The 22037-nt window shown below is 63.8% G+C and carries 21 protein-coding genes; 11 read left to right on the top strand and 10 right to left on the bottom strand.

The genetic code is table 11. From position 1 onward, the window contains the following. The first annotated feature begins 16 nt into the window (after positions 1 to 16). The 7 genes from EJ075_RS07610 (at position 17) to EJ075_RS07580 (ending at position 6326) form a co-directional block, all read left to right on the top strand. Entirely contained in the window at positions 17 to 787 is a 771-nt protein-coding gene (locus tag EJ075_RS07610) for an acyl-homoserine-lactone synthase (RefSeq protein ID WP_095484368.1), read from the top strand. Between the two features lie 127 nt (positions 788 to 914). Then, positions 915 to 1064 carry a DUF3096 domain-containing protein gene (locus tag EJ075_RS07605; RefSeq protein WP_065006071.1) on the top strand — a complete coding sequence of 50 codons (150 nt, stop codon included), beginning with the start codon at positions 915 to 917 and terminating at the stop codon, positions 1062 to 1064. Positions 1065 to 1257: 193 nt separating this feature from the next. Then, positions 1258 to 1482, top strand: a complete 225-nt coding sequence (locus EJ075_RS07600) for an aa3-type cytochrome c oxidase subunit IV (RefSeq protein ID WP_095484367.1) — start codon at positions 1258 to 1260, stop codon at positions 1480 to 1482. Positions 1483 to 1582: 100 nt separating this feature from the next. Then, the gene (locus tag EJ075_RS07595) at positions 1583 to 2836 is read left to right on the top strand and encodes a Re/Si-specific NAD(P)(+) transhydrogenase subunit alpha (protein ID WP_126103919.1); all 1254 of its coding nucleotides are present in this window, start codon (positions 1583 to 1585) and stop codon (positions 2834 to 2836) included. Then, a complete protein-coding gene (locus EJ075_RS07590) occupies positions 2833 to 3261 on the top strand; it encodes a proton-translocating transhydrogenase family protein (protein ID WP_174654382.1) in 429 nt (142 codons plus the stop codon). The genes EJ075_RS07595 and EJ075_RS07590 overlap by 4 nt, the downstream gene beginning before the upstream one ends. Positions 3262 to 3267: 6 nt before the next feature. Beyond that, the gene (locus tag EJ075_RS07585; RefSeq protein ID WP_126103918.1) at positions 3268 to 4665 is read left to right on the top strand and encodes an NAD(P)(+) transhydrogenase (Re/Si-specific) subunit beta; all 1398 of its coding nucleotides are present in this window, start codon (positions 3268 to 3270) and stop codon (positions 4663 to 4665) included. Between the two features lie 161 nt (positions 4666 to 4826). Next, complete coding sequence (locus EJ075_RS07580) at positions 4827 to 6326, top strand: hypothetical protein (protein ID WP_126103917.1); 1500 nt, start codon at positions 4827 to 4829, stop codon at positions 6324 to 6326. 110 nt (positions 6327 to 6436) lie between these two features. Here EJ075_RS07580 and EJ075_RS07575 read toward each other — a convergent pair whose 3' ends face one another. Both EJ075_RS07575 and gyrB read right to left on the bottom strand, forming a co-directional pair. Then, positions 6437 to 7354, bottom strand: coding sequence for a hypothetical protein (locus EJ075_RS07575; protein WP_095484363.1), 918 nt, complete (start codon positions 7352 to 7354; stop codon positions 6437 to 6439). Between the two features lie 255 nt (positions 7355 to 7609). Beyond that, on the bottom strand, positions 7610 to 10081 hold the full coding sequence (gene gyrB / locus EJ075_RS07570) for a DNA topoisomerase (ATP-hydrolyzing) subunit B (protein WP_126103916.1): 2472 nt from the start codon (positions 10079 to 10081) through the stop codon (positions 7610 to 7612). Positions 10082 to 10426: 345 nt separating this feature from the next. Here gyrB and EJ075_RS07565 point away from each other — a divergent pair, with 345 nt between their 5' ends. Beyond that, positions 10427 to 11797, top strand: coding sequence for a cytochrome P450 (locus EJ075_RS07565; protein ID WP_126103915.1), 1371 nt, complete (start codon positions 10427 to 10429; stop codon positions 11795 to 11797). 16 nt (positions 11798 to 11813) lie between these two features. Here the strand turns inward: EJ075_RS07565 and EJ075_RS07560 are convergent, their stop codons facing one another. The 7 genes from EJ075_RS07560 to EJ075_RS07530 all read right to left on the bottom strand — a co-directional run bounded on the left by EJ075_RS07560 (position 11814) and on the right by EJ075_RS07530 (position 18158). Further along, the gene (locus tag EJ075_RS07560; RefSeq protein WP_126103914.1) at positions 11814 to 12788 is read right to left on the bottom strand and encodes an NAD-dependent epimerase/dehydratase family protein; all 975 of its coding nucleotides are present in this window, start codon (positions 12786 to 12788) and stop codon (positions 11814 to 11816) included. Positions 12789 to 12922: 134 nt separating this feature from the next. Then, complete coding sequence (locus EJ075_RS07555) at positions 12923 to 13375, bottom strand: DoxX family protein (protein WP_126103913.1); 453 nt, start codon at positions 13373 to 13375, stop codon at positions 12923 to 12925. A gap of 342 nt (positions 13376 to 13717) precedes the next feature. Beyond that, the gene (locus EJ075_RS07550; protein WP_126103912.1) at positions 13718 to 14719 is read right to left on the bottom strand and encodes an Ldh family oxidoreductase; all 1002 of its coding nucleotides are present in this window, start codon (positions 14717 to 14719) and stop codon (positions 13718 to 13720) included. A gap of 94 nt (positions 14720 to 14813) precedes the next feature. Next, positions 14814 to 15623, bottom strand: a complete 810-nt coding sequence (locus EJ075_RS07545) for an ABC transporter permease (RefSeq protein WP_126103911.1) — start codon at positions 15621 to 15623, stop codon at positions 14814 to 14816. Then, entirely contained in the window at positions 15623 to 16288 is a 666-nt protein-coding gene (locus EJ075_RS07540; protein WP_095484354.1) for an ABC transporter permease, read from the bottom strand. Before EJ075_RS07540 ends, EJ075_RS07545 begins: the two co-directional genes overlap by 1 nt. A gap of 212 nt (positions 16289 to 16500) precedes the next feature. Beyond that, positions 16501 to 17295: a transporter substrate-binding domain-containing protein gene (locus tag EJ075_RS07535; RefSeq protein WP_095484352.1), complete on the bottom strand. Its 795-nt coding sequence runs from the start codon at positions 17293 to 17295 to the stop codon at positions 16501 to 16503. Between the two features lie 50 nt (positions 17296 to 17345). Further along, positions 17346 to 18158: an ABC transporter ATP-binding protein gene (locus tag EJ075_RS07530; RefSeq protein ID WP_126107269.1), complete on the bottom strand. Its 813-nt coding sequence runs from the start codon at positions 18156 to 18158 to the stop codon at positions 17346 to 17348. A 219-nt stretch (positions 18159 to 18377) separates the two neighbouring features. On the opposite strand from EJ075_RS07530, the gene EJ075_RS07525 reads away from it, so the two are divergent. From EJ075_RS07525 to EJ075_RS07515, 3 genes are all read left to right on the top strand, one after another. Continuing rightward, complete coding sequence (locus tag EJ075_RS07525; RefSeq protein ID WP_126107268.1) at positions 18378 to 19226, top strand: arginine deiminase family protein; 849 nt, start codon at positions 18378 to 18380, stop codon at positions 19224 to 19226. Further along, positions 19223 to 20803, top strand: a complete 1581-nt coding sequence (locus EJ075_RS07520; protein ID WP_126103910.1) for a 5-guanidino-2-oxopentanoate decarboxylase — start codon at positions 19223 to 19225, stop codon at positions 20801 to 20803. Before EJ075_RS07525 ends, EJ075_RS07520 begins: the two co-directional genes overlap by 4 nt. A gap of 162 nt (positions 20804 to 20965) precedes the next feature. Next, positions 20966 to 21673: an SDR family NAD(P)-dependent oxidoreductase gene (locus EJ075_RS07515; protein ID WP_126103909.1), complete on the top strand. Its 708-nt coding sequence runs from the start codon at positions 20966 to 20968 to the stop codon at positions 21671 to 21673. A 57-nt stretch (positions 21674 to 21730) separates the two neighbouring features. Here EJ075_RS07515 and EJ075_RS07510 read toward each other — a convergent pair whose 3' ends face one another. Beyond that, positions 21731 to 22033, bottom strand: coding sequence for a hypothetical protein (locus EJ075_RS07510; RefSeq protein ID WP_126103908.1), 303 nt, complete (start codon positions 22031 to 22033; stop codon positions 21731 to 21733). Between the last annotated feature and the right edge of the window lie 4 nt (positions 22034 to 22037).

The raw sequence follows: 22037 nt of genomic DNA, 5'->3' as shown, positions 1-22037 counted from the left end.
TGCGGGGTTTGAGTTCATGGTTGTTGAGTTGACTTCGCCTCGCCAGGCGGCGGGCGCTGAACATGAGAATATGTCTACTTTCGCGCGTCACGTTTATGCGCTCCTCGACCGGACGGAATACCGCCGCTGTGAAACCGGCGAGGATTTCGAAAGTATCTACAGGTTGCGCTACAACGCCTATCGGATGAACGCGCTGGTACCCGAGAATGCTTCCCGCGAGGTCCATGACGAGTTCGACGAGCTGCCGAACTGCCATACGTTCGGCATCTACATAGACGGGCGGCTGGTCAGTACGATGCGCCTGCACGATGTGTCCGCCGACAACCCAGCGTCGCCGGCTCTAAGCGTCTACAAGGACCTGTTGACGCCGCGTCTGGCGGCTGGCGAGCTCTTTATCGACCCAAGCCGTTTTGCCGTAGACGCCGAGTGGTCGCGGGTTTATCCGCAGATCCCTTACGTCACGCTGCGCTTAGCCGGCATGGCGTGCTTCCACTTCCACGCGCCTTATTGCATATCCATGATCCGCGAAGATCATGCCGCCTTTTACAAACGTATCTATCGGGCACGGCCGATCGGCGACGCGCGTCCTTATGCTGGCGTAATCAACTGTTTTGCGCTGCTCTATCAAGCCGATGTCCTGGCGATCAAGAACGAGACCTACGCCCGGTTCCCATTTTTCCGGTCGACGCCGATGGAACAGCGCCTGATGTTCGGCAAGCCGCCGGCCGGAGAACTCGCGCCGCTGACCATCCTGCCGACAGCCAAATACTATCGCGAAGCCGCCTGACATCTGGCAAATTTAGAGCGCGGCTGGAGCTTTCCGGCCGCTTCGGCGTTCTGGGAGGCGCGCGGGTGGCGCGTGGACGACGTCAATCTGCATCGCTCCGGCGGCAATTCTATCGAAAGGAACCGACATGACCATTTCCACGCTCGCACTCACTCCACTGATCTCGCTGATTGCCGGCGTGCTGATCCTGGTGATGCCGCGGCTCCTCAACTACATCGTCGCGCTCTATCTGATCGTCGTCGGCCTGCTCGGGTTGTTTCCACAGCTCGCCGGCTGAAAATGGCGGCTGGCGCGGCGAGCGTTAGCCGGCAAGCAAGCGCAAGGCGGCTGCAACGGTCGCCTCCGGAACATCCTTGGCGGCTTCAACTTTCCTTTGAGGCTGTTGTCTCCGGCGATGCGGCAATAGCGCCATTGCCCTCGGCCCGGCTTTTCGCTATGTGCCTCAAAGATGTCTTCGAAGGGGTATTCCTATGGCTGATCACACGCCGACCGGTCCTGTCGAACTGGGCGCGAAGATGGACTATGCCGAGCACGACCGCACCTATGCCGGCTTTGTCATGCTCGCCAAATACGGATCGCTCTTTTGCGCCGCCGTGCTCTTGGCAATGGCTTTCGGCTTCTTTGCGGGCGGCTTCTTCTCCGGGTTTATCCTGTTCGTTCTGATCCTCGCCGTCGGCGCCTTCATTCTCCGGTAAATTCTTCAAAACCCCTTGCCCTTCAAACCCTTGCCCGCGACATCGCCGGAAGTCCGGCCGGCGTCCTGCGCAGACAGGTTCCAGCCGAAAGGATCATGCGGTGGGACAGACGGTTTTCATCCCTCGTGAGCTCGATGCGAACGAGCCGCGCGTTGCTGCCTCGCCGGATACGGTGAAGCGGCTGGCGGGGCTGGGGTTCGACGTGATCGTCGAAAGCGGCGCCGGCACGGCATCGCGCATTCCCGACGAGGAGTTCGCCAAGGCGGGCGCCGTGATCGGTAAGGCCGGCGATATCGCCAAGGCCGATGTGGTGCTGAAGGTGCGCCGGCCCAGCGAAGCGGAGCTGAAGGCCTATCGCCGGGGCACAGCGGTCATCGCCATCATGGATCCCTACGGCAACGATGCTGCCGTCGATGCTCTGGCAAGGGCCGGCGTCACCGCCTTCTCGATGGAGTTCATGCCGCGCATCACCCGCGCCCAGTCCATGGATGTCCTGTCCAGCCAGGCGAACCTCGCCGGCTATCAGGCAGTGATCGACGCGGCTGCCGAATATGACCGGGCGCTGCCGATGATGATGACGGCGGCTGGCACAGTGCCGGCGGCGAAAGCCTTCATCATGGGCGTCGGCGTCGCCGGCCTGCAGGCCATTGCGACGGCAAGACGGCTTGGCGCCGTCGTCACCGCCACCGACGTGCGCCCCGCCGCCAAGGAACAGGTCGCCTCGCTGGGAGCAAAGTTCCTGGCGGTCGAGGATGAGGAGTTCAGGGCGGCCGAGACGGCGGGCGGCTACGCCAAGGAAATGTCCAGGGAATACCAGGCCAAGCAAGCGGCGCTGACCGCCGAGCACATCGCCAAGCAGGACATCGTCATCACCACGGCGCTGATTCCCGGCCGTCCGGCGCCGAAGCTCGTTTCGGCCGCGATGGTCGCCTCGATGAAGCCGGGCTCGGTGATCATCGACCTCGCGGTCGAGCGCGGCGGCAATGTCGAAGGCGCCGTGCCCGGGCAGGTGGTGACCACGGCCAACGGGGTAAAGATCGTCGGCCATCTCAACGTGCCGGGCCGCGTCGCGGCATCCGCCTCGCTGCTCTATGCCAGGAACCTCTTTGCGTTCATAGAGACGCTTGTCGACAAGACCACGAAGGCGCTTGCCATCAACCGCGACGACGATCTGGTCAAGGCGACGATGCTGACCGATGGCGGCCAGGTCGTGCATCCGGCCTTCGCCGGCAAGCCGGCGGTGATGATCGCTTCGGCTGAACCTGCGAAGCCCGCTGCTGCAAAGAAGCCCGCTGCTGCAAAGAAACCTGCCGCACCCAAGTCGCCCGCTAATAAGCCGAAAGGGATCGCGTGATGGACCAGACCTTGCAGAAAGCCCTCGACCAGCTCGACCAGGCGACCGCCGCCGTCCGGCTTGCGGTGCAGGATCTGGCCACCGCTCCAGGCGGCACCGATGCGGCAGCCGACGCTGCGCACGCGCTGTCCGGCGGGGCGATCGATCCGTTCGTCTTCCGTTTCGCCATTTTCGTCCTGGCGATCTTCGTTGGCTATTACGTCGTCTGGTCGGTGACGCCGGCGCTGCACACGCCGCTGATGGCAGTGACCAACGCCATCTCCTCGGTCATCGTCGTCGGCGCGCTGCTTGCCGTCGGCATCTCGGCGTCCGGCATCGCCACCGGCTTCGGTTTCGTCGCGCTGATGCTGGTCTCGGTCAACATCTTCGGCGGCTTCCTCGTCACCCAGCGCATGCTGGCGATGTACAAGAAGAAGGACAAGTAGAGCGCCATGAACGCCAACTTCGCCTCCTTCCTCTATCTGGTCTCCGGCATCCTGTTCATCCTGGCATTGCGCGGCCTGTCGCACCCGACCACCAGCCGTCAGGGCAACATGTACGGCATGATCGGCATGGGCATCGCCATTGCCACCACGTTGGCGCTGGCGACCCCTTCGGCGGGCGGCTTCGGCCTCATCGTGCTCGGTCTTTTGATCGGCGGCTCGGTCGGCGCGGTCACCGCCCGGCGCATCGCCATGACCTCGATGCCGCAGCTGGTCGCCGCCTTCCATTCGCTGGTCGGCCTTGCCGCCGTCATGGTGGCGGCTGCCGCCATCTATGCGCCGGAAAGTTTTGGCATCGGCACGGTCGCCGACATCCACGCCCAGGCGCTGATCGAGATGAGCCTCGGCGTCGCCATCGGCGCCATCACCTTCACCGGCTCGGTCATCGCTTTCCTCAAGCTCGACGGCCGCATGTCGGGCAAGCCGATCATGATCGGCGGCCGCCACTTCATCAACGCGGCGCTTGGCATCGCGCTGGTCGTGCTGATCGTGCTGCTGGTCACCAGCGAGTCCAAGCTGGTGTTCTGGCTGATCGTCGCGGCATCGCTTGTCCTTGGCGTCCTGCTCATCATCCCGATCGGCGGCGCCGACATGCCGGTGGTCGTGTCGATGCTGAATTCCTATTCGGGCTGGGCGGCGGCAGCACTCGGCTTCACGCTCGGCAATCTGGCGCTGATCATCACCGGCGCGCTGGTCGGCTCGTCCGGTGCGATCCTGTCCTACATCATGTGCAAGGGCATGAACCGAAGCTTCATCTCGGTCATCCTCGGGGGCTTCGGCGGCGAGACGGCGGCTGCCGTCGACGACGGTATCGAGCGCACGGTCAAGCAGGGTTCGGCCGACGACGCCGCCTATCTGATGATGAACGCGCAGAAGGTCATTATCGTGCCGGGCTACGGCATGGCGGTCGCCCAGGCGCAGCATGCGCTGCGCGAGATGGCCGACAAGCTCAAGGCAGCCGGTGTCGACGTGAAATACGCCATTCATCCGGTCGCCGGCCGCATGCCCGGCCACATGAACGTGCTGCTCGCCGAAGCCAACGTGCCTTACGACGAGGTGTTCGAGTTGGAGGATATCAACTCCGAATTCGCGCAGGCCGACGTCGCCTATGTCATCGGCGCCAACGACGTCACCAACCCTTCGGCTCGTGACGACAAGTCGTCGCCGATCTACGGCATGCCGATCCTCGATGTCGACAAGGCGCGCACCTGCCTGTTCGTCAAGCGCTCGCTCGGCTCCGGCTACGCCGGCATCGACAACACGCTGTTCTACAAGGACGGCACCATGATGCTGCTCGGCGACGCCAAGAAGATGACCGAAGAGATCGTCAAGGCGATGGATCACTGACCGGCTTCGCGGCGCCGATACACCGCCGGTTGCTCGAATTAAGCCCGGCTCCCCGCCGGGTTTTTTCTTGACCCTGAGCATCCGACGTCTTTGCTTCCATGCCGGTTTCAGAGCTACGATGGGCGAATTCTGTTCCGGGATTTTCACCAACGGAGGCACTGGTGTCCGACCTTCATCCTGCTGCGTCGCCGGTCACGGGCAGTACGCCGGCCCCGGGTAAAACGCCGCGCAAGCTCAGTCAGGCTGTGGTCATCGTGCATGGCATGGGCGAACAGCAGCCCATGAGCACGCTGAGGGAATTTGTTCAGGCTGTTTGGAGTCACGATCCCGCTCGCGTGCCGTTTTATGCCCGTGTCTCCGATCCGGGCCGGCCCGCCGGCGAGAAGATCAACCGGAGCTGGATCACGCCCGACAGCCGGACGAATTCGCATGAGCTTCGCCGGATCACCACCCCTTACGACGTCGCTGGCCGCCGCACCGATTTCTACGAGCTCTATTGGGCCGACATCACGCAAGGCACGACACGGGGCCGGCTTGCAGCCTGGGTGACGAGCCTGCTCTGGCGCAAGCCCGCCGACATTCCGCGCGATGCCCGTGGGCTTTATGTCGTCACGCTTCTGGCCGTCATAACGGTCCTGTGTGCGGCGCTCGTGCTCGCGACATCGGCCTCGCAAGGGTATCTTTCCTGGACCACGGGCACGCTCGTCACGATCCTGGCCTCGTTCGTCATCTGGTTGGTGGACCGATTTGGCCTGCCTTATTTCGGCGATGTGGCCGCCTATGTGCGTGCTGAAGCGGCAACGGTCGAGAAGCGCGCGCTTGTCCGCGACCGTGGCCTGACGCTGCTGAGGCGTCTCATGATGGACGATGGCTACGACCGGGTCGTGCTGGTCTCGCACAGCCTGGGATCAATCATCGCCTATGATCTGCTGCAGATATTGTGGGCCGATTTCAGGCCCCGAAAGCTGGAAGCTGCCCGCGACAAGGCGAGGCTGAAGGCAATCCACGCCGTCGACAAGGCCACGCTCAAGTCAGATGGTGCTGCGTGGCCCAGCTTGGATGATTTTTCCGGATTCCGGCGCGCCCAATGGGAGCTCTATCGGCAGCTTCGCGTCAGGGACGCCGATCATCCATTACCATGGAAGATCAGCGATTTCGTCACGCTTGGCAGTCCGCTGACTCACAGCGAATTTCTGGTGACCTACAATCTCGCCGAATTCAGGCGCGGCATCGCTGAGCGGCTGTTCTCGGCATGCCCGCCGATTGCCGAGACGGCGGCCGGTGGAACCGTCCTTTACCAGGAAGGGCGCAGCCGTTCGGGCAAGCCACAGCGGGCGGTGCATCATGGTGCGGTGTTTGCCGCGACCCGTTGGACCAATATCTTCGACCGGGGCAATGGCTGGCTGACGGGCGACCCGATTTCCGGGCCGATGGCAGAAAATTTCGGCCCCGGCGTGGAGGACATTCAGGTCAAGTTGCGCAGTTCGCGTGGTCGCATCTTCACCCACACGCTCTACTGGTCACTGAAGGCTACCGGTATCGAGATCGCCCCAGCCGCCGGCACGCCGCGTTCGCATATTGACGTGCTGCGCGACGCAGTCGACCTCGGCCGCAAATTCGAGCCAAGTCAGGCAGTGCCGACGATCGCTGCTGGAAAATAGGAGCCCGCTCGTCTCGGCGAATCAGCGCGCGCAATCCATGGCGATCGCCATTAAAACAACAGGCCCATGCCGGCTCACAGTCCGGCATGGAGGGCACCGTCAAGCACCGATCAACGGTTGGTCAGGAAGACCGCCTCCTCGTCGTCGCGTTGCCTGCCGCCAAGGGCGGCCGCCGCGCTCGCGATGAAGGCGCCGACGACCAGGGACAGCGCGCCAACCAGCGCAAAACTGGCACCGGCCTTCCTGGCGGTATCGGCGGCCTGCTGGGCCTGGACCTTTGTTTCCTGTGCCCTGGCAATCACCGCATCCACACGGGCCTTGGCATCCGGTTCCGACAGCCCCGTGCGGGCAGCCACCAACTGCGACAGATAGGTCTTGTCGTCTGCCGAAACTTCGCCTGCAGCTGCGCTCGCGATCAAAATGCGTGAAGCCTGCGCCGTGGCCGCCGCATCGCTCTCCGGATTGGCGGCAGCAAGCCTGGCCGCATCGGCCGGGCGGAACAACGTATCGACGAAGTACGACGTTGCGTTGTCGGTCGAGCCGCTTCCGACGTTCGCACTAGCACCTGCCGAAGCGCCCATTGCCGCGCCAGACGCGACAGTCGAAGCGGCCTGGACACCAGTTCCGATAGCCGCGGAGAGCGCCGAACCGAGCACCGCGGCAACGAGCAAGGTCGCAAGCGCCCAAGCGAGGAAGCCGTGAGCGGTATCGCGGAAAAAGACTTCATCGGTGTGGACGCCGACCCATTTGGTGCGCAGCCGCCCGGCAAGATAGCCGCCGAGAGCCGACGACAGCCACTGCACGATGATCAGCCACGCCGCGGTGGAGGCCGCGAAAGTTGTGACCGAGGTGCTCAAGCCGGACCACGGCGAAACCATGGTCAGCCCGAGCCCGGAGCCGAGCAGCATCAGGATCAAGGTCAGCGTCGAGGCAGCGAACGCGCCGGCAATGATCGGCCCCCAGCTGACAGCGGTGGAGGAGGATTCCGTCGGCGTGGAAACGTCGACAGCCGTTAGGGTTGACTGCATGTCAGCCCCCTACCGTGCGAAAAGCATGATGAGAATAATGATCGGAATCGGGACTCCGAGAAGCCAGAGCAAAATGCCACGTCCCATGAGTGCCTCCTGCGGCTATTGTGATCGTTGATCGATTACAATGCCTTGGAAGCCGTTCCGTTCCGGCCGGCCCTCAGTGATCTTTGTTGGGGGCGGTAGACATGTTTGGTAAGCTTAAGCCTACCAATTATGTCTCAAACATCCGAAATTGAGCACCCGGCTTGGGCTTCAGATATCCAGATTAGCGACCGACAGCGCGTTTTCCTGGATGAACTCGCGCCTGGGTTCGACCTCGTCCCCCATCAGTCGCGAAAACAGCGAGTCGGCGTCCGTCGCGTCATTGACCTTGACCTGCAGCAGCGAGCGCACATTCGGGTCGAGCGTGGTTTCCCAGAGCTGCTCGGCGTTCATCTCGCCGAGGCCCTTGTAGCGCTGCATGGTCAGGCCCTTGCGTCCGGTGGCAAACACGGCGTTGAGCAGTGCCAGCGGTCCCGAGATGGTTTCGGCCACATCCTTGCGGCGCAGCACCGGCGGCTCGCCATAGACCTCTGCCAGGCGCGGCGCATAGCGGTCGAGCTGGCGGGCATCGGCCGAATTGATCAGCGCGAGATCGAGATGCGCGAACTCCTTGACGCTGCGCACCGTGCGCTCGAACACATAGCCGCCGATGCCTTCGTTCGAGGTCGACATGCGGCCGGTCCAGCCGCGTTCGGTGTCCTCGGCGATGATGTCGAGACGCCGGGCGACACGCTCGGCCATGGCGTTGGCCCGGCCGAGATCGGCGAAAACCTCCGGGTTGAGCCCGCCCGCGATCGCCGCCTGCTCGACCACGCCTCTGTTATAGCGTGTGTGCAGCCCATTGATGAGCTGGCGCACCGCCAGCGCATCGTCGATGGCGCTGCGCAGGTCCTGTCCGGCCCGCACCTCGCCGGTGCTGAGCGCAAGCGACGCCTCTTCCAGCCCCGAGCCGATCAGGAATTCCTCGAAGGCGCTTTCATCCTTGATGTATTGCGAGCTCTTTCCGCGCGTCACTTTGTAGAGCGGCGGCTGGGCGATGTAGAGATGGCCGCGCTCGATCAGTTCCGGCATCTGCCGGAAGAAGAAGGTGAGCAGCAAGGTGCGGATATGGGCGCCGTCGACGTCGGCGTCGGTCATCAGGATGATCTTGTGGTAGCGCAGTTTGTCGGCGTTGAACTCGTCCTTGCCGATCGAGGTGCCGAGCGCGGTGATCAGCGTGCCGATCATGTCGGAGCCGAGCATGCGGTCGAAGCGGGCCCGCTCGACATTGAGGATCTTGCCGCGCAGCGGAAGAATGGCCTGGTTCTGCCGCGAACGGCCACCTTTGGCCGAGCCACCGGCGCTGTCGCCCTCGACGATGAAGATTTCGGATTTCGCCGGGTCGCGTTCCTGGCAGTCGGCCAGCTTGCCGGGCAGCGAGGTGACGCCGAGCGAGCTCTTGCGGGTGATGTCGCGCGCCTTGCGCGCGGCTTCGCGCGCCGCAGCCGCCTGGATGACCTTGTCGATGACAACCTTGCCCTCGGCCGGATGCTCCTCGAGCCAGGTGCCGAGCGCCTCGTTGACGAGCCCTTCAACCACCGGGCGGACTTCGGATGAGACCAGCTTGTCCTTGGTCTGTGACGAGAATTTCGGGTCGGGAACCTTGACCGACAACACCGCCGTCAGCCCTTCGCGGCAATCGTCGCCGATCAGCGCCACCTTCTCCTTCTTGGTGAGGCCCGAGGAGTCGCCATAGCCGGTTATCTGGCGCGTCAGCGCGCCACGGAATCCGGCAAGGTGCGTGCCGCCGTCGCGCTGCGGAATGTTGTTGGTGAAGGCCAGCACGTTCTCGTGGTAGCTGTCGTTCCACCACATGGCGACTTCGACGGTGATGCCGTCGCGCTCGGCTTTGATCGCAATCGGCTTGTCGATCAGCGGTTTCTTGACGCGGTCGAGATATTTGACGAACTCCTCCAGCCCGCCATCATAGTGCAGCTCATGGCGCACGACGTCGGCATGGCGGGCATCGGTCAGAACGATTCGCACGCCGGAATTCAGGAAGGCGAGTTCGCGCAGCCGATGCTCCAGCGTGCCGAAGTCGAACTCGACCATGGTAAAGGTGTCGGACGACGGGAAAAAGGTGATTTCGCTGCCGCTCCGCCCCTCATAGGTGCCGGCAACCTTGCGCTGCTCGTAGGTGCCGGTGACCCTCAGTGGCGCGTCGGCGTTGCCGTGCGTGAAGCTCATCTCGTAAATCTGGCCGTTGCGGCGGATCTTCAGCTTCAGCCAGGCCGACAGCGCGTTGACCACCGAGACGCCGACGCCGTGCAGGCCGCCGGACACTTTGTAGGAGTTCTGGTCGAACTTGCCGCCGGCATGCAGCTGCGTCATGATCACTTCGGCCGCCGAAATGCCTTCCCCGGTATGGATATCGGTCGGAATGCCGCGGCCATTGTCGATGACCGTCACCGAACCGTCGGGGTTGAGCGTCACCGTGACGAGGTCGGCATGGCCGGCCAGCGCCTCGTCGATGGCGTTGTCGACCACCTCGTAGACCATGTGATGCAGGCCCGAGCCGTCGTCGGTATCGCCGATATACATGCCCGGCCGTTTGCGGACGGCATCCAACCCCTTCAAAACCTTGATGGAATCGGCGCCGTACTCGGCCTCAGCGCCGCTGGCGTTGTCGATCTGATCGCTCATGAAAACCTGTCTGATTGATGCCGCATATCCAGCGCTAAAAATCGGCTCCGAATCGCGCGTCCTTGATGCCCTAGATATAGGCGCAAAAGGCGGTTTTTCCAAGGTTTGCAAGCATTTCCGAATGGAGGAAGAGCACGCCTGGCCGGTTGGGGCATCGGACCCGAGAAGTCGAGCCGGTGTTGGGGACAGAGCGGCGGCAACAGGAGCAGGCCGGCCTGTTCCGGCAAGCAGGCACTTGGCGGTGCTCCGGTCACATCCGGGAGCGGGATGCTTCGCCTTTGCCGTTCGGCCACATGGACGGTTGCCTTGCCAGCCCCTACATTGAGTTCACCAGCGGAGCACGCCATGGACAGTCAGCCCGCCCCCTTCGTCCCGCCGGCGCCGAAACCGCGCACGTCGCCGCCTTCGACGCTGGAGATGATCCGTATCGTCTATCGCAACCCGCTCGAACTGTGGGGCGAGCCGACCTATAACCAACCCTGGATATCGGTGACCGGCATCGGGGGGCCGCTGGTCATCGCCAACGACCCCGGCCTGATCCGCCACGTGCTGGTCGACAACGCCAAAAACTACAAGATGGCGACGGTGCGCCAGATGATCCTGCGGCCGATCCTGCGCGACGGCCTGCTGACCGCCGAAGGCGAGGTATGGAGGCGTTCACGCAAGGCGATGGCGCCGGTGTTCACGCCGCGCCACATCTTCGGTTTTGCCGAGCCGATGCTGAGGCGCACGCGGGAGTTCGTAACGCGCTACGAGAGCGGCGGCACGTCGGACATCGCCCATGACATGACGCTGCTTACCTTCGACATCCTGGCCGAGACGCTGTTTTCCGGCGAAATATCAGGCGAACCGGGCAGCTTCGCCAAGGAGATCGACCGGTTGTTCGAGACCATGGGTCGGGTTGATCCGCTCGACCTGTTGCGGGCGCCCGAATGGCTGCCGCGCCTGACCCGCATCCGCGGCCGCAAGACCATGGCCTATTTCCGCAAGATCGTCACCGACACCGTCAAGATGCGCGAAGAGCGGGTCAAGCGCGATCCGGACAAGGTGCCACAGGATTTTCTTACGCTTTTGCTCAAGGCGGAGGGTCCGGATGGGCTGACGCGCGCCGAGGTCGAGGACAACATCATCACCTTCATCGGCGCCGGCCACGAAACCACGGCGCGAGCACTTGGCTGGACGCTCTATTGCCTGGCCGAAGCGCCTTGGGAGCGCGAAAAGATCGAGCGCGAGATCGACGCCGTGCTGGCCCGCGAGCCCGACCCGACAAAGTGGCTCGACGCCATGCCGTTCACCCGCGCCGCGTTCGACGAAGCGCTCAGGCTCTATCCGCCGGCGCCATCGATCAATCGCGAGCCGATCGAGCCCGAAACCTGGAACGGCCTCTATATACCGCGCCGCGCCGCGGTGCTGGTCATGCCCTGGGTCGTTCACCGTCATCGCAAGCTGTGGGACAGGCCTGACGCCTTCATGCCCGAACGCTTTCATCCGGGAAATCGCGAGAAGATCGACCGCTTCCAATATTTGCCGTTCGGCGCCGGCCCTCGCGTCTGCATCGGCGCCAGCTTTGCCATGCAGGAGGCGATCATCGCGCTGGCCATCATGATGTCGCGGTTTCGCTTCGACACCACCGCCGAGACCAAGCCATGGCCGGTGCAGAAACTGACGACGCAACCGCAGGGCGGCCTGCCGATGCAGGTCACACGGCGCTTTTAGTGGAGCGCCTGATTGGCTAAGCCGCTGTCTTGCGCTGGAACTGGCCGGCGGCGCGGTAGCGCCAGAGATAGCTCGGCAGGATACTGCCGATCGACTGCGGCTGGATGCCGAGGCCGGCGAGCGTCGTGTCTTCCCTGGTGGCCGCGTCCGACACGATGTTGTGCTCGCGCAGCTGCAGGACCTGATCCTTGGTCAGCAGCGGATTGGGCAAAAGCCCGAGGATCGATGCCTGCATGTTCGCCACCCACCACGGCACCGACACCAGAAGCCGTTTGCGGTCGATCATGGCAAGCATTTCCTGCATGCATTCCTTGAAGGTCAGCACCTGCGGTCCGCCAAGCTCATAGACCCGGCCGCCCTGGACCTTGCCATCGACCGAGCGCGCCACCGCTTCGGCGACATCGCCGACATAGACCGGCTGGAATTTGGTCTGCCCGCCGCCGATCAGCGGCAGCACCGGCGAATAACGCGCCATGTTGGCGAAGCGGTTGAAGAAGCTGTCCTCCGGCCCGAAATTGATCGACGGCCGCAAGATGACGGCATCGCCGATGGTTTCCAGGACCGCTTTCTCACCGAGCGCCTTGGTGCGCGCATAGTCCGATTGCGCGTTCAGATCGGCGCCCAGCGCCGAGATATGGGTGAGGCCGGCGCCGACGGCGCGCGCCGCTTCGGCGACGGCGCGGGCGCCGAATTCGTGGACGGATGTGAATTTCTGCCGGCCGCTCTCATGCAGGATCGCCACCAGGTTGACGACATGGTCGGCGCCCTGCACGGCGCGGTCTACCGACCAGCGCACGCGAACATTGGCCTGCACCGGCTGGATCTGGCCGACATTGCCGAGCGGCTGCAGATGGCCGGCGAGATCGGGCCGGCGGCAGGCGACCCTGATGCGATAACCGCGCCTGGCCAGCGCCCGCACCACGTGGCGGCCGACAAAGCCGGAGCCGCCAAACACGACGACGAGCTTTGGGGTCTGCAGGATTTCGGTCATTGCTGGCTCCGGCGCAGTTTCCAGATTTACTGGGGCCCAGATCTACTGGGGCTTGGCTGAAGCCGTTTCATAATCGGTTTCGCATCAAAGGCAAAGGGCGATCAATTGTCGCCGATGCCTCTGCTTCGGCTGGTTCAGAACGCTCTGCCGATGCGCGCGTCGGTCGATTGGCGGTTGCCGCCGCGGATGACGAAGAAGAACAGGATCGCCGCCCACAGCAGCGATTTCTCGGCGCCGGAAAAACCCTGACCCATGGTGACCCAGTGGAACCACACCGTCACCAGAAGCACGAACATTCCGGCGAAAGCGGCCGGGCGGGTCAGTAGGCCGATGGCGATGAAAATGCCGCCGAAGAACTCGGTGCAGGCCAGCAGCAGAGACCAAAATGCGCCGGGATAGAAGCCGAGGCCTTCGACCATCTCGGCTGCGCCGAACGGATCGGTGATCTTGTGCGAGCCATGGATGGTGAGGAAGATGCCGGCCACGGCACGCAGGATGGTTTCGGAGGCGGTGTTCAGCGCCGCATAGAGGCTGCCAAGCGCTGGGAAGAAAAGGCATCTGCTGGAATTGTCGGTGCTTGCGGACATTGGGGTTCCTCTTTTGCTGCTCGGCGCAAACACCCGACCACCTCGGTTAAAGTCAAATGAACAAAAGTTGACCAAAACAGGCATGTTAACCGATCAGATCCGAGAGAACGCAGAAAACCCCGCCGAAGCGGGGTTTTCCGGGTGACTTCCATGGTCGGCGTCAAGGTCCGACGAGGCGGCCTGACCTGAGACGGTATCAGGACGACGTGAGACGCCCGCCTCAGCCTTGGACACATCGGGACCGGATGTCACCGCCCGGGCAAACCCCACCCCGGACAGGCATTGGTCGCGGCACCGCGCGAAAAGGTTCAACGACCGCGAAAAAAATCGCAGACAAACTTTTCAGGAAGAATACCGGGCGGCGAATTCGGAGATGCGTTGCACCACGGCCTTGGGCGCCGTTATGCCCCGTGCCGCCGCCTTCTCCGCCGCTTCGGCTCGGGCGCGGCCGGGAACATGCACGCCGTAGCGGCGCCGCAACCGGTCGAGCTGGTCCTTCATGCGCTTCTCGAAATCCGGATCGAGCAGCTTGGGCTCGACGGCCAGCACGAAGAGGCCGGTTCCTGGACTGTCCGGACCGTCGGTGAACCATGGCGCATCGAGCGACCAGTTGGCGCCCGACAGGCCCGCCGCCAGCACTTCGACCATCAGCGCGATGTTGGCGCCGCGCTGGCCACCGAAAGCAAGCATCGCGCCTTTCATGGCGGCAGCGGGATCGGTGGTCGGGTTGCCGCTGACGTCCAAGGCCCAGCCTTCGGGAATTTTCTTGCCGTCCTCGGCCGCCTTGCGGATGTTGACGAAAGCCGTGGCGCTCGACGATTGGTCGATGACCAGTGGCGCTCCGTCGGCGGCGGGCGCGGCGAAGGACATCGGGTTGGTGCAGTAGACCGGCTTGACCGAGCCCGAGCCGGCAAGCACAGCCGGTCCGTTGGTCGCGGCGAAGGACACCAGCCCCTGCGCGGCCAGCCGCCCGGTGAAATAGCCGAGTGCGCCGCATGTATAGGCGTTCTTCTGCGAAAAGATGGCGACGCCAAACAGGCGCGCCGCCTTGGCGAGACCGTCGATCGTGCGGTCGAAGCCCGTATGCGCCAGACCGCCACGCGCGTCGGAGAGATAGATCGCCAAAGCCGGCCTGGTGATGACCGGCTCCGCCTTGCCGTCGATGCGGCCGGCCTCCAGCGCTTCGAGATAGTCGATGAAATGCGACAGCCCGACCGTCGACAGACCTTCCGCTTCGGCCGCTACGATGGAGGCTGCGAGCGACTGCGCCGCTTCTTCATTGGCGCCGGCGCCGAGCGCCGCCATCCGGCACAGCCCTGTCGCCTGGTCGAGACTGAGTTGCATTGTGAGTGCCTCTAGTGAGTAGTGAGTAGGGATTTAGTGAGTAGTGTGAGCGACTGCCTACGCACTACTCACTACCGACTACTCACTAAAAACCCTAGCCGATCTTGTTCGGGATCCGCGCCTCGATCTTGCCGAGGGCGAAGACCAGGATGCCGGTGATCGCCATATAGATCAACGCCAGGAGCAGCAAGGGTTCATAGGTGAGGAAGGTGCCCTGCCTCACCTTGGACGAGACGGCGAAGATGTCGATCACGCTGATGGTCGCCACCAGCGGCGTCGATTTCAACTGCAGCACGGTTTCGCCGGTCAGCGTCGGCAGCGCCCGGTAAAAGGCTTGCGGCAGCCAGATCCGCCGGAGGATCTTCCAGCGGCTCATGCCGAACGCGCGGGCGGCCTCGAGCTGGCCCTTCGGCACCCCGGCAAAGGCGCCTCGCATCACCTCGCCCTCATAACCGGCGAAGGACAAGGTCAGCGCCAGGACGCCGTAGGGCCACGCTTGCCTGAGATACGGCCACATCCAGGATTCGCGAATCCATGGATACTGTGGAAACAGCGAGCCGAGCCCATAGTAGAGCAGCCAGAGCTGCAGCAGCAGCGGCGTTCCCCTGATCACGGTGCAGAAAGTCTTTGCGGGCGCCGCGAGCCAGAAGGGGCCGGCCGCCTGCGCCAGCCCGAGCGGCACTGCGAGCGTGAAGCCCAGTATGCAGGTGACGGCGAGAATCCAGAGCGTGCGCCAGATCCCGACAAGCGCCATTTCATAATATTGCGGCAGCCAGTCCCAGCGCATGAAGAAGGCGGCGGCCAGAACCAGAGCCAGCCCGATCAGGACCAGCACGATGCGGTGCGGCTGCAGCCACAGCGACGCGCCGGCGGCTACGTTGACGATGGTCGCTTCGACAGCCATCAACGCGCCTCCTTGACGGAAGGCATGCCGCGCCGGGCCCGGGCCTCGATGCGGCCGATGATCAGATTGGAGACCAGCGTCAACAGAAGATAGATCATGCCTGCGGCGAGGAAGAATGTGAGATAGGCTTTGGTTACGCCCGCCGCTTGCCGCGTGGCCAATGTCAGTTCGAAGAAGCCGACGACTGCGAGCAGGGCGGTGTCCTTGGTGGCGATCAGCCAGAGATTGGCAAGGCCTGGTATAGCGAAGGGCAGCATCGCCGGCAGCGTGATGCGTCGCAGCAGGAGGCCGGGAGACATGCCAAAGGCTCTTGCGGCCTCGATCTGGCCTTGTGGGATGGCAAGGATCGCGCCGCGCATCACCTCGGTCGAATAGGCGCCCTGGACGAAGCCGAGCACGGCAATGCCGGCCACCAGCCCGCTGATGTCGATGCGCTGATACCCCATCGCCGTCAGCAACTGGTTGATCAAATCGGTGCCGGCATAATAGAGCAGCAGGATCAGCACCAGCTCCGGCACGGCGCGGACGATCGTCGTGTAGACCGCCAGCAGATCGCGCACCACGGGTCCGCCGTAGAGCTTGCCATACGCACCGCAAATGCCGATCACGAGGCCGAGGCCGAACGCACCGGCGGCGATCTCGACGGAGTGGAGAAGTCCGACCAGAAGTGTTCCGCCCCAGCCAGGCGGCGTCGGCGAAAGAAGTTCGATGATGCGGGCCGCAGAGGCCGGAAGAAATGCGTCGATCAGCGTCGCCCCCGAATTGCTGGCGCCAAAACCGCTGGCGATACCGTCAGCGGAAAGCTTGCATGGGTGGATTTCGACGAAGCCACACGGCGCGCTGTCCGCGCCGCGTGGTTATTCGCTCAGGGATGCCGTCAGTTCGACTGTGTGTCGGCGCCGTAAATGTCGAAATCGAAGTATTTCTTCGAAATCTCGTCATATTTGCCGTTGGCGCGGATCGCCTTGATGCCGGCGTTGATCTTCTCCTTCAGCTCGGTGTCTTCCTTGCGGACGCCAGCGCCGACGCCGGGCCCGAGGATTGCCAGATCCGGCGCGACCGTGCCCTTCATATCGCAGCATTGCTTGCCCTGATCCGATTTCAGGAAGGCATCGAGCGCGATAGAATCGGCCTGCACCGCATCAACGCGACCGGCGGCAAGATCCTGATTGGCCTCGTCCTGGGTCTGATATTCCTTGATTTCCGCGGCTTCGGTGAAGTGCTTCTTGACGTAGTCGGCATGCACGGTCGAAACCTGGACGCCGATGATCTTGCCCTTGAGATCTTCCGGGGAAGCGCCGAACTTCTGGTCCTTCGGACCGATGATGGCCGTCGGCGTGTTGTAATATTTGTCGGAGAAGTCGATCGTCTTCTTGCGCTCGTCGGTGATCGACATGGAGCTGGCGATAACGTCGATCTTCTTGGTCGTCAGCGCCGGGATGATGCCGTCCCAGGCGACAGGCGTGATAACGCAGTCGAGCTTCTGCTCGGCGCAGACCGCGTCGATGAATTCGATCTCCCAGCCGACCCATTTGCCCGAGGCATCCGGCGAGGTGAACGGCGGATAAGGTTCGGCGGCGACACCGATCTTGACCGGATCGGCCTTGGCCACGCCCATCGCGGCAACGCCGAGCAACAGCGCCGCGGCAAATGTCTTCAGAACGGTCTTCATTTCATTAACTCCCAGTTTGTTGTTGTTCCCGTTTGTCCATCCGCCTCGGCCTAACCGATGTTGCGGATGAATTGCTTCAGCCTTTCGGATTTCGGAGCGCCGAAGATCTGCTCCGGCGGTCCCTCTTCCTCGACCAACCCGTTATAGAGATAGACGACATGCGTCGCGACCTCGCGGGCAAACTTCATCTCATGGGTGACCAGCACCATGGTGCGGCCCTCGCGCGCCAGATCGCCGATCACCTTCAGCACCTCGCCGATCAGTTCCGGGTCGAGCGCCGAGGTCGGCTCGTCGAACAGCATGACGCGCGGATTGATGGCCAGCGCCCGGGCGATGGCCGCACGCTGCTGCTGGCCACCCGACAGATAGGCCGGATAGACGTCGCGCTTTTCGGCCAGGCCGACGCGGGCGAGCAGCTTTTCGGCCTCGGCGATAGCCACGTCGCGCTTGACGCCAAGAACATGCACCGGAACCTCGATGACGTTCTCGATCAGCGTCATGTGGCTCCACAGATTGAAGTTCTGGAAGACCATGCCGAGCTTGGAGCGGATGCGCTCGATCTGCTTGCGGTCGGCGGGAACCGTGTGGCCATGGCTATCGGCCTTCATCCGGATCTCCTCGCCATTGACGCGGACGATGCCGCTGGTCGGATTCTCCAGGCAATTGATGCAGCGCAGCAGCGTCGACTTGCCCGAGCCGCTGCCGCCGATGATAGCGATGACCTCGCCGTCGCGCGCCGACAGCGAAACACCCTTCAGCACATGCAGTTCGCCGAATTTCTTGTGCAGGTTCTCGACATGGATGGCTTCGGCGGCGCTGTTCTGCGCCGTGTGCTTCAGGGCGGGGGCCGTGCCTTGCGTTATCACCTTTTCGGTGCCTCACGAAGCGGCTGGACCCGTCGCTGCTGGAATCTTTTACTCATTACCCATCACTGGACAGACTTCTCATGCTCAAGATGGACCGTTCCGCTTGCCTCCGTCAACCATGCTTTTTGGACCATTGATCACGGCTCGCTGAGTGGCTATTGGCTGGATGGGATGTTTCAGGAGCACTTGGTGGGTAGAGCATACGGGTCGCAGTCCATGGTCGGACCCCTGCAGCGCGTGCTGATGCGGTCCGCCGCAAGCGCCATGCACCGCGCCGAAGCATCGGAATGGCACTATGGCCCCGGCTTCGATCCGCAAAAGGCGGCTGCCCAGCATGAGGCGCTGACGACGCTGGTTTCGGCATCTGGCGCCGAGATCGAATGGCTGACCGACGCCGACGACGGGCTTGCCGATTCCGTCTTCACCCACGATCCGTCGCTGATGACCGACCACGGCGCCATCATCCTTGCCATGGGCAAGGCGCTGCGCCGGGCCGAGCCCGGCCTGCACGAGGCGGCCTACAGGCGCATGGGCGTGCCGATCCTCGGCCGCATCGAGCATCCCGGACAGGTCGAGGGCGGCGACTGCGTCTGGCTGGACGCAAGGACTCTGGCCGTCGGCCGCGGCGTGCGCACCAACCAGGAGGGCATCCAGCAACTCGCCAACCTGCTCTCACCCAAAGGTATCCAGGTCTACGGTTACGACCTGCCGCTATGGCATGGCGAGGAGGCGTGCCTGCATCTGATGTCGGTGATCAGTCCGCTCGCCGACGATCTGGCGCTGGTCTATGCGCCGCTTTTGCCAGCTGCCTTCTACCAGATGCTTCGGGCGTGCGGCATTCGCCTGGTCGAGGGCGACGCCGAGGAGTTCTTCGCCTCCCACGGTCTCAGCCTCAATGTGCTGCCGACCGCGCCGCGCGACGTGATCGCCGTTGCCGGCTTCCCGAAAACGGCTGCGGCCATGGCGGCCGCCGGCTGCCGGGTTTCGACCTTCGAGGCGGACGCGCTGTGTATCGCCTGCGAGGGCGGCCCGACTTGCCTCACACGTCCGGTGCTCAGACAATGACGACGGTCGGCGAAGCGCTCATCACTTTGCTCGAAGCCCATGGTGTAGACACCGTCTTCGGCATTCCGGGTGTGCATACGGTCGAGCTCTATCGCGGGCTGGCGCGCTCGAAGATTCGCCACGTCACGCCGCGCCATGAGCAGGGCGCCGGCTTCATGGCCGACGGTTATGCGCGCGCTAGCGGCAGGCCGGGTGTCGCCTTCGTCATCACCGGGCCGGGGCTGACCAACACCATAACCGCCATGGGCCAGGCCCGTGCCGATTCGGTCCCGATGCTGGTGATCTCGGGGGTCAACGCCACGCCGACGCTGGGCAAGGGCCTCGGCCATCTGCACGAGCTGCCCGACCAGCGCGGCATGATGGAGAAGGTCGCGCTGTTCTCGCACCGTGTCACCGAGGCTGGCGAACTGCCCGGCGTGCTCGCCCGCGCCTTCGCCCTGTTTTCGTCCTCGCGTCCCGGTCCGGTCCATATTGAGATCCCAACCGATATTATGGTCAAGCCGGCCGACGGCATCGCGGCTTTGCTGACGAATGTAGCGCCGCCCGAACCGGATGCGGCGGCGATAGCAGAGGCGGCAAGACTTTGCGCGGCTGCCCGCCGACCGCTGATCCTTGCCGGCGGCGGCGCCAGGAGAGCCGAAGCGCCGTTGCAGCGCCTCGCCGAAAGGCTGGGAGCACCAGTGGTTCAGACCGCCAATGCCCGCGGCTTGCTGCACCGCCATTCGCTTGCCGTGCCGGCCAGCCCCAGCCTGAAGGCGGTGCGCGCGCTGATTGCCGACGCCGACCTGGTCATCGCCGCCGGCACCGAGTTTGGCCCGACCGACTATGACGGATATGGCGATGGCGGCTTTGTCCTGCCTACCAATCTCATCCGCATCGACATCGGCGCCGACCAGCTTGCCCGCCGACCAGCTACGATTTCGATCCAGGCCGATTGTGGCGTAGCCCTCAAGGCGCTGCTTTCAGAAATTGGTAGGGACCAGGCGCCATCGGGCGACGGTCAGGCTCGCGCCGCTGCGACCAGGCAAGCCGCGTTCGCCGAAATCAGCCCGGGTCTCCAAGCGCAAACCCGCGCCGTCGAGGTGATCCGTGATGCATTGCCGGGCTCGATCATCGTCGGCGATTCGACCCAGCCGGTCTATGCCGCCAACCTCTATTACGACCACGACCGCCCGGGCGGCTGGTTCAACGCCGCCACCGGCTTCGGCGCGCTGGGCTATGGTCCGGCGGCCGCGATCGGTGCGGCCCTTGCCGTGCCCGATGCGCCGGTCGTTTGTCTCACCGGCGACGGTGGGTTTCAGTTCACGCTGCCGGAACTGGGAGCCGCGCTCGATGCTGCGGCGCCGGTGATCTTCGTCGTCTGGAACAATCGCGGCTATCGCGAAATCGAAACCTCGATGCTCGATGTCGGCGTCGAGCCGGTCGGCGTATCGCCGGCGCCGCCTGATTTCTGCAAGCTGGCCGAAGCCTATGGCATTGCCGCCGAGCGACTCGCCGGCACCGGTCATCTGGCAGACGCACTTAAGCGCGCGCGGGCGACCGGACTGCCGTATGTCGTCGAGATCACTGTCGATTGAGTGCTGTGGCAGCGTCTGCTTGGAGATACGATCTTCGATGGATAGCCGACGGCTTGACGCGCACAAGCGACGCTGTGTCATCGAGATTTTGGTTGAGTGATCGCGCGAAAGGCGCGACCCTTCGGCGGCGGCGCGGCATATGAATGACTGGAGCGGTCGAAGATGACGGACACACTGGACGGCAGACATATTGTGGTGACCGGCGGCACCGGAGCGCTCGGTGGCGCGGTTGTCGGCAAACTGCTGGGTGAGGGCGCGATCTGCCATGTGCCCAATGCCCATGCTGCCGCGCCTGCGCATTTTCCCTTCCCGGCCCATGAGCGCGTCCGGCTGGCGCACAATGTCGATCTCGCCGACCCCGCCAAGGTCGATGCATTCTACGCCAGTGTTACGGATTTGTGGGCATCCATCCATCTGGCCGGCGGCTTCACCGCCGCGCCGGTCGAGAAGATCGAGCCCGCCTCCTTCGCCGAAATGATGGACACCAACGCCCGTACCACCTTCCTGTGCTGCCGCGCGGCAATACGCTCGATGCTGGTATCTTCCGTGTCGGGCCGCATCGTCAATGTCACGGCGCGCGCCGGGCTCGACCTGCGCCGCGGGTCCGGCATGGTCGCCTATGCCGCTAGCAAGGCGGCGGTCGCGGCAATGACGGTGGCGATGGCCGAAGAACTCAAGGGCAAGGGCATCCTGGTCAATGCGGTCGCGCCCTCGACGCTCGACACGCCAGCTACCCGGGCTGACATGCCGGCCGCCGATTTCGGCAAATGGGTCAGCCTCGAAGCGGCCGCGGAGGCCATTGCCTATCTCGCTTCGCCGGCCAATCTGGCGATGAGCGGCACTCTGGTGCCGCTTTACGGCAGGGCCTGATTTGCCGGTATCGGATCGGGCGGATGGCTCGCTGGAAAACCAGCGTCATCCGGCGGCTCAATTGCAGACGAGATCGCCGAGCTTGAGCTTGAACTTGCGCGGTCCCGGCATCAAGGCCGCGCTGGTATCGTCGACGATCAGCACGTCGAGTGCGCAAGTGCCTGCCCGCACCCGGTAATGGTCGTTTCCCACGCGCTCGACCGCATCGATCGGGCCGCGGCTTTCCAGTACGCCGGCGACGGCACCGCTGTCGACTATGGCCTGGATCTCGGCCTGTCGTTGCCAGTAGGGTGGCAACGCCGCCGATGCCGCGATCGTGCCGACCAACAGGATTGCAAGGCTAAAACCGGTGCGGATCACAGAG

Origin of the sequence: Mesorhizobium sp. M6A.T.Cr.TU.016.01.1.1 (assembly GCF_003952585.1) — a bacterium.
Classification (GTDB): Bacteria; Pseudomonadota; Alphaproteobacteria; order Rhizobiales; family Rhizobiaceae; genus Mesorhizobium; species Mesorhizobium mediterraneum.
Note: the sequence above shows the minus strand (reverse complement) of the source record. Positions and strands in the feature narration are given on the sequence as shown.